Here is a 13,644-nt window from a genome sequence, read left to right as displayed (position 1 = left end):
AGGCACATCGCTCACTACGGAGGTGCCACATGGATAACCCTCGCTCCATTCTCAGTATTCAGCCCGGCCAGCCAGCATCGGATGGCGCTGGCGTGCGTCTAAACCGGGTAATTGGTGGCGCCGGTATCGAACGCTTCGACCCGTTTCTGATGCTCGATGAGTTCTCGACCGACAATCCCGATGACTACATCGCCGGTTTTCCACCGCACCCGCACCGCGGCTTCGAAACCATTACCTACATGCTTGAAGGGCGCATGCGCCACGAAGACCATCTGGGCAATGTCGGCTTGCTGCAAGCCGGTGACGTGCAATGGATGACCGCAGCACGCGGGATCATTCACAGTGAAATGCCCGAACAGGAACACGGCATGATGCGCGGCTTTCAGTTGTGGCTGAACCTGCCAGGCAAAGACAAGATGAACCCCGCCGACTATCGCGACATACCGGCCAAGAACATTCCACGCATTACCACCGAAGCGGGTGTTGAGGCCGTGGTGATTGCGGGTACATTGCGCACCGCAAACATTGAACAGGCAGGCGCGGTGCAGCGTGCGCATACCGAACCGCAGCTGTTCGATCTCGCCTTGCCGGCTGGCTCGCACATCGCGCCGCTGCTGGCAGACGGCATCCGCCCGATGCTCTATGTGTATTCAGGTGAAATCCAGCTGCAGGGCACGCCGAACCGTAGCGTCAAGGCTAGCAACTTGGTGCGTCTGTCGGATAGCGGCAGCCTGACTATCCACAGCGAATCTGGCGCACGCGTGCTGCTGATTGCCGGCAAGCCGCTGGGTGAGCCCATCGTGCAATATGGGCCGTTCGTGATGAACAGCCGCGAAGAGATCGAGCAGGCCATGCGTGATTTTCGCGATGGCGTATTCGGCCAATAACTGCGCGTAGTTGCCAGCAATATAAAAACCGCACAGCCGGGAGGTTGTGCGGTTTTTTATCGAACCCTGAACACGTTACTGGCTGTATTGGCGATACAGGCCAGGCGGAATCCCGCTGCTGTCGGTGTCAGTCCACGGGCCGTTCGGGCTTACCGCCCAGCTCCAGCCATTGTTCCAGCGGTAGTAGGTGCGTTCGCGGTAGTACATATCCCGCTGGCCACCCACGGCATACACGCCCAGGCTTGGCACCCATTCGCTACTCACGCCAGGCGGCGGTGCATAGCGCGGATGCGACGGCTTGGTCGGCAACTGACTAGCCGGCGTAGTGCCTGGCGACGTGCTCTGCACGGCGCACCCCGAAACGAACAACAAACCGGCGACTAGCGCCCCACGTATCAGTTTCATTGGACTTGAGTGTCTGCTGTGTTGATGGTCAGTTGCTGCAACTCGGCGGTGTCATTGTTCAAGGGTTCGCTCTGCCCCACCCATTCGCCTTCGCGGGCATTGCCACTACGCGAAATGCGCGCCACCAGTTGCACCTGTTTGAAACCGGAAATTTTCAGCATCGGCATCATTGCATCAGCGTCGGACAAACTCACCTCGGCTGGCAAATCTGCCACCGTCATGCGCTTGACCGCCAACGGCATTGGTGGCCCCGAAACGGCGCGGGCGAAGACGAACACACTGTCGCCCGGCTGCACCTTGTCTTTGAGATCGGCGGCCAGTGAAACCTTGACGTTAAGCTTGGCAGCGCTGTCAGTGGCAGCCGTTTGCGGCCCAGCAGTTTCTGGCTCAGCCGACTGCGGTGCAACCGATTGCGGCCCAGCCTGCTGATCAGCGCCGGCAACAGCCGGAGCCTGAGCGGCCGGATTGATCTGCGCACGCGCACGCTCGATACCGCCCTGAATCGCGGCACGCGAAGGGTCTTCAGGCGGCAGCACGGCCACCAGCTTTTCCCAATAGCCAATCGCATCGTTGAAGCGGCCTTCCTCGAACGCCGCGATACCCAGCAGTCCAAGGCTTGTTGCCTCTTCCGGATCGGCCTTCAGCGCCTCGTCAGTTATGCTTTGCAGTTGCTCGGTCCATTGCTTGTCACTGGCAAAATATAACGCCTGCGCCCATTGGCCGAGTAACGCAGGGTCGCGGCTGCTCAACTCAATGGAGCGCTCGAAAGCCTTGGCGGCCTCGCTGGCGCGCTCTTGCGCCATGTAAGTACGGCCGAGGAAGTACCAGCCTTCAGCCGAGTTGGGGTCTTCTTTCAGGGAGTTCTCAAGCCGCGCAGTCATCTCCTCGATGCTCTTGGGCTGATTCTCAACCATGTCGACCGTGCGCTCGACATCGCCAATCGCGCCCCAGTGCAGATACATGCCATAGCCCATCAACGGCACCAGCAAGGCGATGATAATCGGCACCTGACGGCCCAGCACAGTTGTGCCCTTGCCTTGCAAGCCATCGGTATCAGCCAGCAGTTCGCGGGCGGCTTCATCTTTGCCTGCCTGCAACTGCTCGGCAGTCAACACGTTGGCCGCTGCCTGCTTTTCGAGTTCAGCCATGCGCTCCTGATAGAGCGTGACGTTGAGTGCAGTGCGGTCTTCTTCGGTTTGAGCCTTACGCCCACGCACCAGTGGAACCAACAAGAAACCCAGAGCGGCCACTAATAGCAGGCCGGCTAACAGCCAAAATTCAATCATCAGTCTTTCTTATCCAAAGGCGCTTGAGTTAACAGGGCGTCAAGACGTTGCTGCTCATCGGCAAGCAGGCCAGTAGGCGCGGCGGCTTTATTACGTCGACGGATGAGGATGACCGCCAGCACGATAAAGCCGCAGATCAGCAAACCACCTGGCCCATACCAGAGCAGCATGGTGCGCGCAGTGACTGGCGGGTTGTAGAGCACGAAATTGCCGTAGCGGGCGACCAGATAATCAATGATCTGCTGGTTGTCCTTGCCCTCTTCCATCATGCGGTAGATTTCCGCACGCAGATCCATGGCAATCGGCGCATCCGAGTCGGCAATGTTCTGGTTCTGGCATTTCGGGCAACGCAGCTCTTCGGTGAGCGTGCGATAGCGCATGCGTTCGGCGTCGGTCTTGAACACATAAGTGTCAATGGCCGCATTGGCCACGCCGATCAGGCTGAGGCCAATCACACAGGCCGCTAGCAAACGTTTCATGGCGTGCCCTCATCAACCAGCGCCTGATACAGCGGTGCCAGCTGATCGCGCCAAACCGACTCGTCGATCACACCGACAAACTTGTGACGGATAATGCCGTTCTTGTCGATCAGGAAGGTTTCCGGCGCACCATAAACCCCCAAATCCAGACCCAGCGTGCCTTTCGGATCGCTGATATTCAGTTGGTAGGGGTCCTGGAATTCCTTGAGCCATTTTTGCGCAGCGGCGTTGTCATCCTTGTAATTGACGCCGTAGATATTGACGCCAGTCTTGGCAATCTCGTTGAGCACCGGATGCTCGACTTTGCACGAGATGCACCAGGTCGCCCAAATGTTCACCAGCGCCGGTTTGCCTTTGATGTCCGCCAGCGAAATAGTCTTGTCGCCTTCAACTGCAGGCAGCTCAAAGCCCGGGAACGGCTTGTCGATCAGCGCCGAAGGCAGCTCAGACGGGTTGAGAAACAACCCGCGATAGAGAAACACGGCGACAGCCAGGAAGATCGCCAGAGGCACCAGTAAAATCAGTCGTTTCATGCTTGTGCTCCTGCCATCCCCAACGCCTCGCGCACGCGCGTTTTGACCTTGACCCGATAACGCCGGTCAGCAGCAGCCAGCAAGCCGCCCAGGCCCATCAGCAAAGCGCCGAGCCAGATCCAGCGCACAAATGGCTTAACCTGAACCCGCACGGCCCACGCGCCGTTTTCCAGCGGCTCGCCCAAGGCAACGAACAAGTCGCGGGTGAAGCCGGCATCAATCGCCGCTTCGGTCATCATCGACTGCTGAACCTGATAAAAACGTTTTTCCGGGTGCAGAACGGCAATCTGCTTACCGTCTTCAAGTACCCGCACGGTGCCACGGTCAGCCTGGAAATTCGGGCCTTCGCGATGGGCAGCGCCCTCAAACACGAACTGGTAGTGGCCCATGTCAACCGAGTCACCCGGCGCCATGCGCAGGTCACGCTCGAAGTTGCCAACGCTGGTCAGCACCACGCCCATGGCGCAGACCGCCAGGCCGAAGTGGGCCATCTGCATGCCCCAATAGCTGCGGCCCAGCCCCGGCAATCCTTTGAGCAAACCCTTGTGCCGGGTTTTGTCGAGAATGTCGCGCACGCCCGCCAACACCACCCACGCCGACAGCATGAACACAGCCAGTACCGACCAGTTGAAGTCGCCCAGCAGCAGCGTGGCAATAACCGCCAACACCGCACTGGCCAGCGCAACCGGCAGCAGCATGCTGACCAGCCACTTCACCGGCGTGTCTTTCCAGCGCACCAGCACGCCTACCGCCAGCACGGCCATCAGCAAGCCAATCAACGGCACGAACAAGGCATTGAAGTAAGGCGGGCCGACCGACAATTTGGCGCCGGTCATGGCATCCAGCACCAACGGATACAGGGTGCCGAGCAGAATCATTGCCGCCGTGACGACCAAGATCAGGTTGTTGATCAGCAGGAAGGTTTCCCGTGACCACAGCGCAAAACCGACCTGACTTTTAACCACCGGCGCACGCACTGCAAACAAGGCCAGCGAGCCGCCTACGACGACCAGCAGGAACGCCAGGATAAACACCCCGCGCTCCGGGTCTGTGGCGAACGCGTGCACCGAAGTAAGCACGCCCGAGCGCACGAGGAACGTACCGAGCAGGCTCAGCGAGAACGCGGCGATGGCCAACAGCACGGTCCAGCTTTTGAACACGCCACGCTTTTCGGTAACCGCCAACGAGTGAATCAGCGCGGTGCCGACCAACCACGGCATAAACGAGGCATTCTCTACCGGGTCCCAGAACCACCAGCCGCCCCAGCCAAGCTCGTAATACGCCCACCAGGAACCGAGCGCGATGCCTATGCCGAGAAATGCCCAGGCAATGATCGTCCACGGCCGCGACCAGCGCGCCCATGCAGCGTCCAGCTTGCCGCCGAGCAACGCCGCAATGGCGAAGGCGAAGGCGACCGAGAAACCGACATAGCCCATGTAGAGCATCGGCGGGTGAATGATCAGGCCAAAGTCCTGCAGCAGCGGATTGAGGTCACGACCATCTGCCGGGATATTCGGCAGCAAGCGTGCAAACGGGTTGGAGGTGATGATCAGAAACAGCAGGAAGCCAACGCTGATCATGCCCATCACACCGAGTACACGGGCGAGCATTTCTTCCGGCAACTGGCGCGAGAAGACCGACACCGCAAAGGTCCAGCCACCAAGGATCAGCGCCCAGAGCAGCAATGAACCTTCGTGAGCGCCCCACACGGCGCTGAACTTGTAGTACCACGGCAGTGCGCTGTTGGAGTTGCTGGCAACGTAGCGCACCGAGAAGTCATCGACCATGAAGGCATAGGTCAGGCACGCAAATGAGAACAGCAGAAAGGCAAACTGGCCCCAGGCGGCTGGCTGGGCCAGACTCATCCACTGCCGATCACCCCGCCAGGCACCAATCATCGGCAGGGTGGCCTGCACCAGCGCCATGCACAGCGCCAGAATCATGGCCAGATGGCCAAGTTCCGGGATCATCAGACTGCTGCTCATGCTCCGCCCTCTTTGGTCTGTGGTTTCAACTTGCCGCTTTCGTTGAGGGCTTTGGTCACCTCGGGCGGCATGTACTGTTCATCGTGCTTGGCCAATACCTGATCGGCCTCAAGCACGCCGTCCGCATTGAGTTTGCCCAGCGCAACAATGCCCTGCCCTTCACGGAACAGGTCCGGGAGAATGCCGTGATAACGAATAGTCACGCTCTTGGCAAAATCGGTTACGACGAATTCATTGCTCAATGAATCACCCGAGCGTTTCAGCGATCCTTCCTCAACCATGCCACCGGCGCGAATTCTCGAACCGGTTGGTGCTTCACCGTTGGCGATTTGCGTCGGGGTGTAGAACAGGTTGATATTTTCCTGCAGCGCCGACAACGCCAGTGCAACAGCAATACCGACGCCGGCAACCAGAGCCAGAACAATATACAGACGCTTTTTACGGACCGCGTTCACGATTTTTTCTCCCGGCGCAAACGGCGCGCCTCGTCTTGCAGATAACGCCGTTTAGCTAGAATCGGCATGGCTATATTCAACGCGACAACCGCCAGACTGATGCCATACGCCGACCAGACGTAGGCTCCATGTTTGCCCATTGCCAGAAAATCCTGGAAGGAGTCGAAACTCATGAGCGCGCCTCCACCTGACGAATAACTTCTGCCTTGGCCCAACTGCTCCGCGACTCGCGCTTGAGTACTTCAAGGCGCATGCGCAGCAACAGCACAACCACAAAGAAACAATAAAAACCCAGCACCGAGATCAATAGCGGCAACCACATTTCGGCGCTCATGCTGGCCTTGCCGGTAATCTTGAAGGTCGCCGGCTGATGCAGGGTATTCCACCACTCGACCGACTTCTGGATGATCGGGATATTCACAGCGCCCACCAGCGCCAGAACCGCACAGGCCTTGGCCGAGCTGTCACGATTACTGATTGCCTGGCCGAGTGCAATGACGCCGAAGTACAGGAACAGCAGGATCAGCATCGAGGTCAGTCGCGCATCCCAGACCCAATATGTGCCCCATGTGGGTTTACCCCAGATGGCGCCGGTGACCAACGCGATAAAACACAGCCAGGCGCCAATCGGCGCGGCTTGTTGCAGGGCCACATCGGCCAGCTTCATTTTCCAGATAAGGCTTACGGCGCCGGCCAGCGCCATGGTGATGTAACAGGCCTGCGCAAGGAATGCAGCCGGCACGTGGATGTAGATGATCCGGTAGCTGTCACCCTGATACCGTTCGGGCGGCGCAAACGCCAGCCCCCAGACAAGTCCGACGACCATCAGGACGCCAGCCGCGACAGCCAACCAGGGCAGCCAACGGCCACTGATCTCGTAGAACCATTTAGGTGAGCCGAGTTTATGAAACCACGTCCAGTTCATCTATTTACTCATCAGTTCTTCAGTTATTCGGTGGAGCTTCCCACCGGCACACAAGGCCGCAGGACGTTAGCTGTGTTGTCTATTCTGCAACACTTATCTTAAGTCCGGCGGCAATGGCAAAAGGTGTAAATGTTACGGCCAGTGCGGTCAGGCAAGCCAACCAGAGCAGCTGCCCGACCGCCGGCAAACCCTGCAAACTCGCCTGCAGCGCACCCGTGCCCAGAATCAATACGGGGATGTACAGCGGCAAGATCAGCAGCGCCAGCAACAATCCGCCACGCTTGAGCCCAACCGTGAGCGCCGCACCGACCGCACCCAGCAGGCTCAGTATCGGCGTGCCCAACAGCAGCGATATCAACAGCACCGGCAGGCAACGCACGGGCAAGCCCAGCATCATGGCCAGCAACGGCGCCAAAACGACCAGCGCCAACCCGGAAAAAGCCCAGTGTGCCAGCACTTTAGCCAGAACCAATAGTGGCAGGGGGTGCGGCGAAAGGACCCACTGTTCCAGTGAGCCATCCTCGAAATCACTGCGGAAAAGCCCGTCCAGCGAGAGCAGCACGGCCAGCAGGGCCGCTACCCAGATCAGCCCCGGGGAAATATTTTGCAGCAGTTCGGTCTCGGGGCCGACAGCAAGCGGAAACAGTGCAATAACGATTGCGAAGAATACCAGCGGGTTTGCCAGCTCCGCCGGACGACGAAACAGCAAGCGCGATTCGCGGGCGAGTAAAAGGCTGAAAACGTTACTCATGCGGCGCGCAATCCCAGATCAAGCTCACGATAACCCTGCGCCTTGATGGCCAAGGTGTGGTGAGTGGTCAGCACCACGGCACCGCCCTTTTCACAGTGGTCGGCAAGATGCTGCTCCAACTGGGTCACAGCGCGTTTATCCAGCGCGGTGAACGGCTCATCGAGAATCCACAATTCAGGGCCTGGCAGGTATAAACGCGCCAGGCCAACCCGGCGCTGTTGGCCGGCAGACAACGTATGGCACGGCACATCTTCAAAACCGCGCAGGCCGATCGCCTCCAGCGCTTGCCAGATCTGGCTGCGCTCCACCGGGCTGTGCAATGCGCAAAGCCAGGCCAGATTCTCTTCGGCGGTGAGCAAACCTTTGATTCCGGCGGCATGACCAATCCACAACAGATTGCTCGTCAGTTCGTTGCGCTGGCCGTCCAGCGCCTGCCCGTTGAGCCGAATGTGTCCGGCTGTCGGCTGCATCAAACCCGCCAGCAGACGCAGCAGGCTGGTTTTACCACTGCCGTTTGGGCCGGAAACCTGCAGCATCTCGCCCGGTAACAGGCGCAGGTGCAGATCTTCGAACAACATGCGCCAGTCACGCTCACAGGCGATGGCTTCAGCTTCTATCAGGGCGCGGGTCAAGGCATTGATACCCAAATTTGATTCAAGTTGGCAGACTGGTAGCCGTTAACATGCTAAGGCTCCAAGCTCAATTGGCGCAGCATTATACATAGCATGCCTGCACCACCGCAGGGCCATTTCCAAAAGGTTGTAACCCACCATGACCGAAATCAGCGGCCCTCGCCCAGCCACCCCGTCACCAGCCACTGCTCGCAGCGCCGCGCAGAATGTTGCGCAGACGCTGAAACTGCTGCAACCGCTGGGCGGCTTGCTGGCCAGCGGCGAGACCGCCAAGGCCGAAGTGATGGGAGTCAAGTCGATCGAACAGAGCTTTCAGGTATTGCTCAAGCTGACCCTCGAGAGTGGACGGCAAACAACCCTTGAAGCGACTTCTTCTCGCCCGCTGGCACTCGGCCTGAATACCGCGGTCACAGCCCTGTCCGATACCCGCCTGAGCGTGCTCTTGCAGGGCAGCGCGGAGAAACCCCTTGGCCAGCTGGACCTCAATCAATTACCGGTTGGCACCCTGCTTCAGGGCAAGGTGCTCAGCCGTGAAGCCCTGCCGGGGCAAACGGGCCCGCAGGCAGTGTTCAAGACTGTGGTTATGCTGCTTAACTCGGCGCTGGCGGGACGCACACTCAACCTTGAAACCAACCTGGCGCTGCAACCGGGCAGCCTGCTCAGCGCCGAAGTAAAAGGTGCACAGGCCCTGAATTTCATTCCGCTGGGCTCGCGGCTCGACCAGCTGGCGTTGAACCAGCACCTTGGCGGCCAACAGACGCGCCAGGGCTCGCTGGATGGCCTGCTGAAAACCATGCAAAGCCTGAACAGCCAACCCGGTTTGAGTGAAGGCCTGCGCAGCAGTATCGACAAATTATTCGCCGCCCTGCCCGACAGCAGCCAGTTGAGCACCGCCAAGGGCCTGAGCGGCGCACTGGAAAACAGCGGGCTGTTTCTGGAGAGCAAGCTGCTCGGCGGGCAAACCCAGCAGTTGCCCACCGACCTCAAAGCCAATTTGCTGCGCCTGCTCGGCCAACTGCAGCCCAACCTGACCAATCCGGCGCCACTGCTCCCCGCCAATGCAGCGGCAAGCACGGCGCTGTCGCAAGCCTTACCGGCGTTCGCACGCAATATTCTGGGTAATCTGGCGCAGTCCAACAGCCGCCAACAGGCCTTGAGTTTCCCGCTGCATGCGGGTGCAGCGCTCAATGGTGAGGAAGAAGCCGACCTCGAAGCCCTGCTCAAACTGGCGGCAGCCGCGATTTCCCGCCTGCAGACGCACCAGCTTTCAAGCCTTGCACAAAGCCAGATCGGCCCGGATGGCAATTTACTGACCACCTGGCAACTGGAAGTACCGATGCGTCACGCGCAGGAGTTCTATCCGGTGCAGATCAAGGTTCAGCAGGACCAGCAACAGCAGCAAAGCCAAACCGATGAGCCGCGGGAAACCCTGTGGAAGGTCGAGTTGGCGTTCGATATTCCGCCACTCGGGCCGATCCATGTTCAGGCGCAGTTGGCGTTTGGCAGTTTGTCGGGTTGTTTGTGGGCGCAGCAGAGTGACACCGCACTATTGATCGACAGCGAACTCGACAACCTGCGCGAGCGCCTGTTGGCAGCGGGGCTGCAAGTCAGGGAATTGGCGTGCAAGCAAGGCACGGCGCCGCAGGGTGCGCGCACGACACTGGAACAACGCTGGGTGGATGAAACCGCATGAGCAACCCTCGCCAAGCCATTGCTCTCACCTACGACGGCCTCAACGCCCCGACTCTCTCAGCCAAAGGCGATGACCAACTGGCGGAGACCATTCTGGCCATTGCCCGCGAGCATGAGATTCCGATTTACGAGAACGCTGAACTGGTCAGACTATTGGCGCGCCTGGAGCTGGGAGATGCGATACCCGCCGAGTTGTACCGCTGCATTGCCGAGATCATTGCCTTTGCCTGGTATCTGCAAGGCAAAAGCCCGGCCGGCTTTAACGCTGAGCAACCCGAAGCCAATTCACAACTGCTGCTCAATGCGCCACCCGAGTCGCCTGAGCAATAAGCCCGTTGGGCTCTTCAAAGCCCTTGGCCAGCGGAAAATCCAGTAACTGCCAGGCAAAATAGCCTTCGCGGAAGTAGTAAACCTGGCTGTAGCCCCAGCTTACGGCGAGCTTGGCGGCCTGCGCACCAGCACTGCAAATCTCACTCTCGCAGTAAATGACCAAGGCGATTTCGCGCGGCAAATTGGGCTGTTTAAGGCTCTTGAACTCGTCCGCCAACCCCAGTTGTACGGCGCCATTAACATGCCCCCAGAGCCACTCACGCTGTGGGCGAACATCAACGAACAAAGCGCCCTGCTCATACAGATAACGCGCCTGCAAAACGTTGACGGTAACCGCACCAGGTACTTGCGCCGGGGCTTCCTGCGCATTCACAGTAGACCAGCCGAGCAGGAGGACTGCGACAATAACCATTGCGCGCATGAGCTTGCTCCCGTGTTGGTTTCACACAGGTTCAGCTTAGGGGGTAGGACCGCTACGTAAAGGAATAAAAAGCGCACCTGCCGAGCAGGCTAAGAGCCTGGTGGACTAAAGGCACTGGAAAAAGCTGTGTGCGTCAGCGATTGGCTTGGCGCGACTGATGCAACTTGGCGACCAGCTCAGCCTCAGCCTTGCTCAAACCACAGGACAAGGTCAGGTCGTCCACACTGGCACCCATTCCGGCGAGCCTTGCGGCCTGCGTGAAGGACAGGCTGCTGGGATTACGCTGTTCGATCTGGCTGAGCTTGTCGGGAATTGGCGCGACGATCTGACGTAACTCATGCAGCTCTTCACCCATGGTGATGCTGCCGGTCAGATACGCGTCGAGGCGCTTCGACAACTCCTTGATGCGCTGATCACGCACGCCATCACGCTCGGCCTGCTGTTGCAGGGCGCGCTTGAGGCGTACATGCAGGCTGGTGCAAACGCCGACAAGAATCAGGCATAGGCAGGCCAGCGCTACCAGCGCACTCGTTACCATCACTCAGATGTACTCCAGTTCAGACCACTCTTCTTCGCTCATCATCTTGTCCAGTTCAACCAGAATCAGCAATTCGCCGTTCTTGTTGCACACGCCCTGGATGAACTTTGCCGACTCATCATTGCCCACATTCGGCGCGGTTTCAATTTCAGATTGGCGCAGATACACCACCTCGGCAACCGAATCGACCAGGATACCGACCACTTGCTTGTCGGCCTCGATGATCACCACACGGGTGTTGTCGGTCACTTCGCTTGGCTGCAAGCCAAAACGCTGACGCGTGTCGATCACCGTCACCACGTTGCCGCGCAGGTTGATGATGCCCAGCACATAGCTCGGTGCGCCCGGTACCGGGGCAATTTCAGAGTAACGCAGCACCTCTTGAACCTGCATCACGTTGATGCCGTAGCTCTCGTTATCGAGGCGGAATGTTACCCACTGCAGGATGGGATCATCAGCACTTTGCGCTGCACTTTTGTTCATAATTCAGACCTCATCACAAGCCGCCTGAGCGGCATTCGCGGTTAAACCCCGCAGTCAATTATCAGGTTGCGCCGACCTTTGTCAGGTCGCGCGCAATACTCCGTCAACCGTTTCCGGCCAGTGCTCGCTGGGCATTGCCGCTTTCGATCAGCTTGGCCAGCGCGGCGACATCCAGCAACGCGCACATATGTTCAATAACCGTTCCCGCCAACCATGGCCGCTGGACCCTTTGCGAGCGCCACTTGACCTGATCGGGATCGAGACGGATCGAGCGACTGACCTGATGCACGGCCAGCCCCCATTCAAAACCTTGAATTGAAATCACGTACTGCAGCGTTTCGCGTAACTCATCGCGATAGCGCTCGGGCATCACCCAACGCGCCGTATCCAGTACCCGCAAGTTACCGGCCTGACACGGCAGCAAGCCGAGGAACCAGTCCGGCTGAGCAAACAGCGGCGTCAGTTCCTGCCCCGCCAGCGGATAAATCGAACCGAGACACACCAGCGGCACGGCCAGAGTCAGGCCGCCGACTTCGAACAGCAGACATTCAAAGGGCTCTTCAGCCCACTGCGGACGCTCATCCCAATCGACCGTAAGGCTGGCCGGCACTTCATTGTTGAGGTTGAAGTCAATCAGCGGCGCCTCAAGCGCCGGCGCTTGTTCGGCGACTGCCAGATACTCACTGGCGGCCGGAGCCGGCATCGGGATCGGTGCTGCAACCGGCGGCTCTTCGGCCACCGTCACCAGGCTCAACTCGACCGGACGTATCAGCGGCGCACTGACCGGCGCTACGCTTTCGAGCAGGCGCTCGGCGTCGCGCAATTGCTCTTCCAGCACTGCGGCTTCGAAATCCGCCAACTCACTGCCGCTGTCCAGCTCGATAACGGCCTCTTGCAGCAAGCTGTCGAGATAAGACTGCAAGGCCACTTGAGGCCTGGTTGCAGTGGGCAAGGTACGATTCATGGTTCGAATTCACAGAGTTGACTTGCAACAGCTATCGGCAGGTTGCAGTAAATTCTTGAGGGCCGACACACACTATTGTTTGCCACTCAGGCTACCTTTTCACGCACGTGCTGTTCGAGCAGGTGTTTAAGCAGCGCCTTGTAAGCCAGCGCACCGCGGCTCTTGTGATCAAACTGCGAAGGCGTGACGCCGGCACGGCTGGCGTCGCGCAAACGAGTATCCACCGGAATGTATGCCTGCCACAGGTTCTCGGGGTAGCTGTTGCGCAATTGGCGCAGCGTGGTCATGGACGCCTGAGTGCGACGATCAAACAATGTTGGCACGATGGTGAACGGCAATGCCTGACGGCGTGAGCGGTTAATCATGGCCAGCGTGCTGACCATCCGCTCCAGCCCCTTGACCGCGAGGAATTCGGTCTGCACCGGAATCACCAACTGCTGGCTGGCCGCCAACGCGTTGACCATCAACACGCCAAGCAATGGCGGGCTGTCAATGATGGCATGGTCAAAATCGCCCCACAGCTGCGCCAGACTTTTCGAGACCACCAGGCCCAGACCGTTCTGCCCCGGCGACTGCCGTTCCAGTGTGGCCAGCGCAGTACTCGACGGCAGCAACGAAATCCGCTCGTGACTGGTTGGCAGCAGTAATTGCTGGGGCAAACCTTCAGGCACATTGCCCTGATTGAGGAACAGATCGAACGTGCTGTGCTCAAGGCTATCGGGATCATGCCCGAAATAGCTGGTCATCGAGCCATGCGGATCGAGATCGACCACCACCACGCGCTTGCCAGCATCCGCCAGCAAACCCGCCAGAGCGATGGACGTGGTGGTCTTGCCGACTCCACCTTTTTGATTGGCTACAGCCCAAACTCTCATTGT

General features: G+C 59.1%; 18 protein-coding genes. 3 read left to right on the top strand and 15 right to left on the bottom strand.

Features of this window, described 5'->3' with window-relative positions; genetic code table 11:
* The first annotated feature begins 29 nt into the window (after positions 1–29).
* On the top strand, positions 30–887 hold the full coding sequence (locus PMYSY11_RS08465; RefSeq protein ID WP_150548887.1) for a pirin family protein: 858 nt from the start codon (positions 30–32) through the stop codon (positions 885–887).
* 75 nt (positions 888–962) lie between these two features.
* Here PMYSY11_RS08465 and PMYSY11_RS08460 read toward each other — a convergent pair whose 3' ends face one another.
* The 10 genes from PMYSY11_RS08460 to ccmA form a co-directional block, all read right to left on the bottom strand.
* Positions 963–1,292, bottom strand: a complete 330-nt coding sequence (locus PMYSY11_RS08460) for a hypothetical protein (RefSeq protein ID WP_150548886.1) — start codon at positions 1,290–1,292, stop codon at positions 963–965.
* Positions 1,289–2,578, bottom strand: coding sequence for a c-type cytochrome biogenesis protein CcmI (gene ccmI / locus PMYSY11_RS08455; RefSeq protein WP_150548885.1), 1,290 nt, complete (start codon positions 2,576–2,578; stop codon positions 1,289–1,291). The genes PMYSY11_RS08460 and ccmI overlap by 4 nt, the downstream gene beginning before the upstream one ends.
* Positions 2,578–3,057, bottom strand: a complete 480-nt coding sequence (locus PMYSY11_RS08450; protein WP_150548884.1) for a cytochrome c-type biogenesis protein — start codon at positions 3,055–3,057, stop codon at positions 2,578–2,580. Before PMYSY11_RS08450 ends, ccmI begins: the two co-directional genes overlap by 1 nt.
* Positions 3,054–3,590, bottom strand: a complete 537-nt coding sequence (locus PMYSY11_RS08445; RefSeq protein ID WP_150548883.1) for a DsbE family thiol:disulfide interchange protein — start codon at positions 3,588–3,590, stop codon at positions 3,054–3,056. Before PMYSY11_RS08445 ends, PMYSY11_RS08450 begins: the two co-directional genes overlap by 4 nt.
* Positions 3,587–5,560, bottom strand: a complete 1,974-nt coding sequence (locus PMYSY11_RS08440; RefSeq protein WP_150549682.1) for a heme lyase CcmF/NrfE family subunit — start codon at positions 5,558–5,560, stop codon at positions 3,587–3,589. Before PMYSY11_RS08440 ends, PMYSY11_RS08445 begins: the two co-directional genes overlap by 4 nt.
* A gap of 11 nt (positions 5,561–5,571) precedes the next feature.
* Positions 5,572–6,030: a cytochrome c maturation protein CcmE gene (gene ccmE / locus PMYSY11_RS08435; protein WP_150548882.1), complete on the bottom strand. Its 459-nt coding sequence runs from the start codon at positions 6,028–6,030 to the stop codon at positions 5,572–5,574.
* Entirely contained in the window at positions 6,027–6,203 is a 177-nt protein-coding gene (ccmD, locus tag PMYSY11_RS08430) for a heme exporter protein CcmD (protein ID WP_069901783.1), read from the bottom strand. The genes ccmE and ccmD overlap by 4 nt, the downstream gene beginning before the upstream one ends.
* A complete protein-coding gene (locus PMYSY11_RS08425) occupies positions 6,200–6,955 on the bottom strand; it encodes a heme ABC transporter permease (protein WP_090510625.1) in 756 nt (251 codons plus the stop codon). Before PMYSY11_RS08425 ends, ccmD begins: the two co-directional genes overlap by 4 nt.
* Before the next feature lie 79 nt (positions 6,956–7,034).
* Positions 7,035–7,706 carry a heme exporter protein CcmB gene (ccmB, locus tag PMYSY11_RS08420; RefSeq protein ID WP_069901781.1) on the bottom strand — a complete coding sequence of 224 codons (672 nt, stop codon included), beginning with the start codon at positions 7,704–7,706 and terminating at the stop codon, positions 7,035–7,037.
* The gene (gene ccmA, locus PMYSY11_RS08415; protein ID WP_239655590.1) at positions 7,703–8,284 is read right to left on the bottom strand and encodes a cytochrome c biogenesis heme-transporting ATPase CcmA; all 582 of its coding nucleotides are present in this window, start codon (positions 8,282–8,284) and stop codon (positions 7,703–7,705) included. The genes ccmB and ccmA overlap by 4 nt, the downstream gene beginning before the upstream one ends.
* 193 nt (positions 8,285–8,477) lie before the next feature.
* Here ccmA and fliK point away from each other — a divergent pair, with 193 nt between their 5' ends.
* Both fliK and PMYSY11_RS08405 read left to right on the top strand, forming a co-directional pair.
* On the top strand, positions 8,478–10,031 hold the full coding sequence (fliK, locus tag PMYSY11_RS08410; protein WP_150548881.1) for a flagellar hook-length control protein FliK: 1,554 nt from the start codon (positions 8,478–8,480) through the stop codon (positions 10,029–10,031).
* Positions 10,028–10,360, top strand: a complete 333-nt coding sequence (locus PMYSY11_RS08405) for an EscU/YscU/HrcU family type III secretion system export apparatus switch protein (RefSeq protein ID WP_069901779.1) — start codon at positions 10,028–10,030, stop codon at positions 10,358–10,360. The genes fliK and PMYSY11_RS08405 overlap by 4 nt, the downstream gene beginning before the upstream one ends.
* Here PMYSY11_RS08405 and PMYSY11_RS08400 read toward each other — a convergent pair.
* The 5 genes from PMYSY11_RS08400 to PMYSY11_RS08380 form a co-directional block, all read right to left on the bottom strand.
* Positions 10,329–10,781 carry a rhodanese-like domain-containing protein gene (locus PMYSY11_RS08400; protein ID WP_150548880.1) on the bottom strand — a complete coding sequence of 151 codons (453 nt, stop codon included), beginning with the start codon at positions 10,779–10,781 and terminating at the stop codon, positions 10,329–10,331. The two genes, PMYSY11_RS08405 and PMYSY11_RS08400, sit on opposite strands and share 32 nt — an antisense overlap.
* A 133-nt stretch (positions 10,782–10,914) precedes the next feature.
* Positions 10,915–11,319 (bottom strand): DUF2802 domain-containing protein, encoded by a 405-nt coding sequence (locus PMYSY11_RS08395; protein WP_069901924.1) that lies wholly within the window; start codon positions 11,317–11,319, stop codon positions 10,915–10,917.
* 3 nt (positions 11,320–11,322) lie between these two features.
* Entirely contained in the window at positions 11,323–11,802 is a 480-nt protein-coding gene (locus PMYSY11_RS08390; protein ID WP_069901777.1) for a chemotaxis protein CheW, read from the bottom strand.
* A gap of 103 nt (positions 11,803–11,905) precedes the next feature.
* Entirely contained in the window at positions 11,906–12,766 is an 861-nt protein-coding gene (locus PMYSY11_RS08385) for a CheW domain-containing protein (protein ID WP_150548879.1), read from the bottom strand.
* Between the two features lie 86 nt (positions 12,767–12,852).
* A complete protein-coding gene (locus tag PMYSY11_RS08380) occupies positions 12,853–13,641 on the bottom strand; it encodes a ParA family protein (protein ID WP_069901775.1) in 789 nt (262 codons plus the stop codon).
* Positions 13,642–13,644 lie beyond the last annotated feature (3 nt).

It is taken from the genome of Pseudomonas marincola (assembly GCF_900682675.2).
GTDB classification, from domain to species: Bacteria; Pseudomonadota; Gammaproteobacteria; order Pseudomonadales; family Pseudomonadaceae; genus Aquipseudomonas; species Aquipseudomonas marincola.
Note: the sequence above shows the minus strand (reverse complement) of the source record. Positions and strands in the feature narration are given on the sequence as shown.

Coding starts and splice junctions, on each gene's coding strand:
- ccmB (WP_069901781.1), bottom strand. CDS start 7,706: ATGAGTAACGTTTTCAGCCTTTTACTCGCCCGCGAATCGCGCTTGCTG.
- ccmA (WP_239655590.1), bottom strand. CDS start 8,284: ATGTTGTTCGAAGATCTGCACCTGCGCCTGTTACCGGGCGAGATGCTG.
- fliK (WP_150548881.1), top strand. CDS start 8,478: ATGACCGAAATCAGCGGCCCTCGCCCAGCCACCCCGTCACCAGCCACT.
- PMYSY11_RS08425 (WP_090510625.1), bottom strand. CDS start 6,955: ATGAACTGGACGTGGTTTCATAAACTCGGCTCACCTAAATGGTTCTAC.
- PMYSY11_RS08405 (WP_069901779.1), top strand. CDS start 10,028: ATGAGCAACCCTCGCCAAGCCATTGCTCTCACCTACGACGGCCTCAAC.
- PMYSY11_RS08385 (WP_150548879.1), bottom strand. CDS start 12,766: ATGAATCGTACCTTGCCCACTGCAACCAGGCCTCAAGTGGCCTTGCAG.
- PMYSY11_RS08450 (WP_150548884.1), bottom strand. CDS start 3,057: ATGAAACGTTTGCTAGCGGCCTGTGTGATTGGCCTCAGCCTGATCGGC.
- PMYSY11_RS08380 (WP_069901775.1), bottom strand. CDS start 13,641: ATGAGAGTTTGGGCTGTAGCCAATCAAAAAGGTGGAGTCGGCAAGACC.
- ccmD (WP_069901783.1), bottom strand. CDS start 6,203: ATGAGTTTCGACTCCTTCCAGGATTTTCTGGCAATGGGCAAACATGGA.
- PMYSY11_RS08400 (WP_150548880.1), bottom strand. CDS start 10,781: ATGCGCGCAATGGTTATTGTCGCAGTCCTCCTGCTCGGCTGGTCTACT.
- PMYSY11_RS08395 (WP_069901924.1), bottom strand. CDS start 11,319: ATGGTAACGAGTGCGCTGGTAGCGCTGGCCTGCCTATGCCTGATTCTT.
- PMYSY11_RS08440 (WP_150549682.1), bottom strand. CDS start 5,560: ATGATCCCGGAACTTGGCCATCTGGCCATGATTCTGGCGCTGTGCATG.
- ccmI (WP_150548885.1), bottom strand. CDS start 2,578: ATGATTGAATTTTGGCTGTTAGCCGGCCTGCTATTAGTGGCCGCTCTG.
- PMYSY11_RS08445 (WP_150548883.1), bottom strand. CDS start 3,590: ATGAAACGACTGATTTTACTGGTGCCTCTGGCGATCTTCCTGGCTGTC.
- PMYSY11_RS08390 (WP_069901777.1), bottom strand. CDS start 11,802: ATGAACAAAAGTGCAGCGCAAAGTGCTGATGATCCCATCCTGCAGTGG.
- PMYSY11_RS08465 (WP_150548887.1), top strand. CDS start 30: ATGGATAACCCTCGCTCCATTCTCAGTATTCAGCCCGGCCAGCCAGCA.
- PMYSY11_RS08460 (WP_150548886.1), bottom strand. CDS start 1,292: ATGAAACTGATACGTGGGGCGCTAGTCGCCGGTTTGTTGTTCGTTTCG.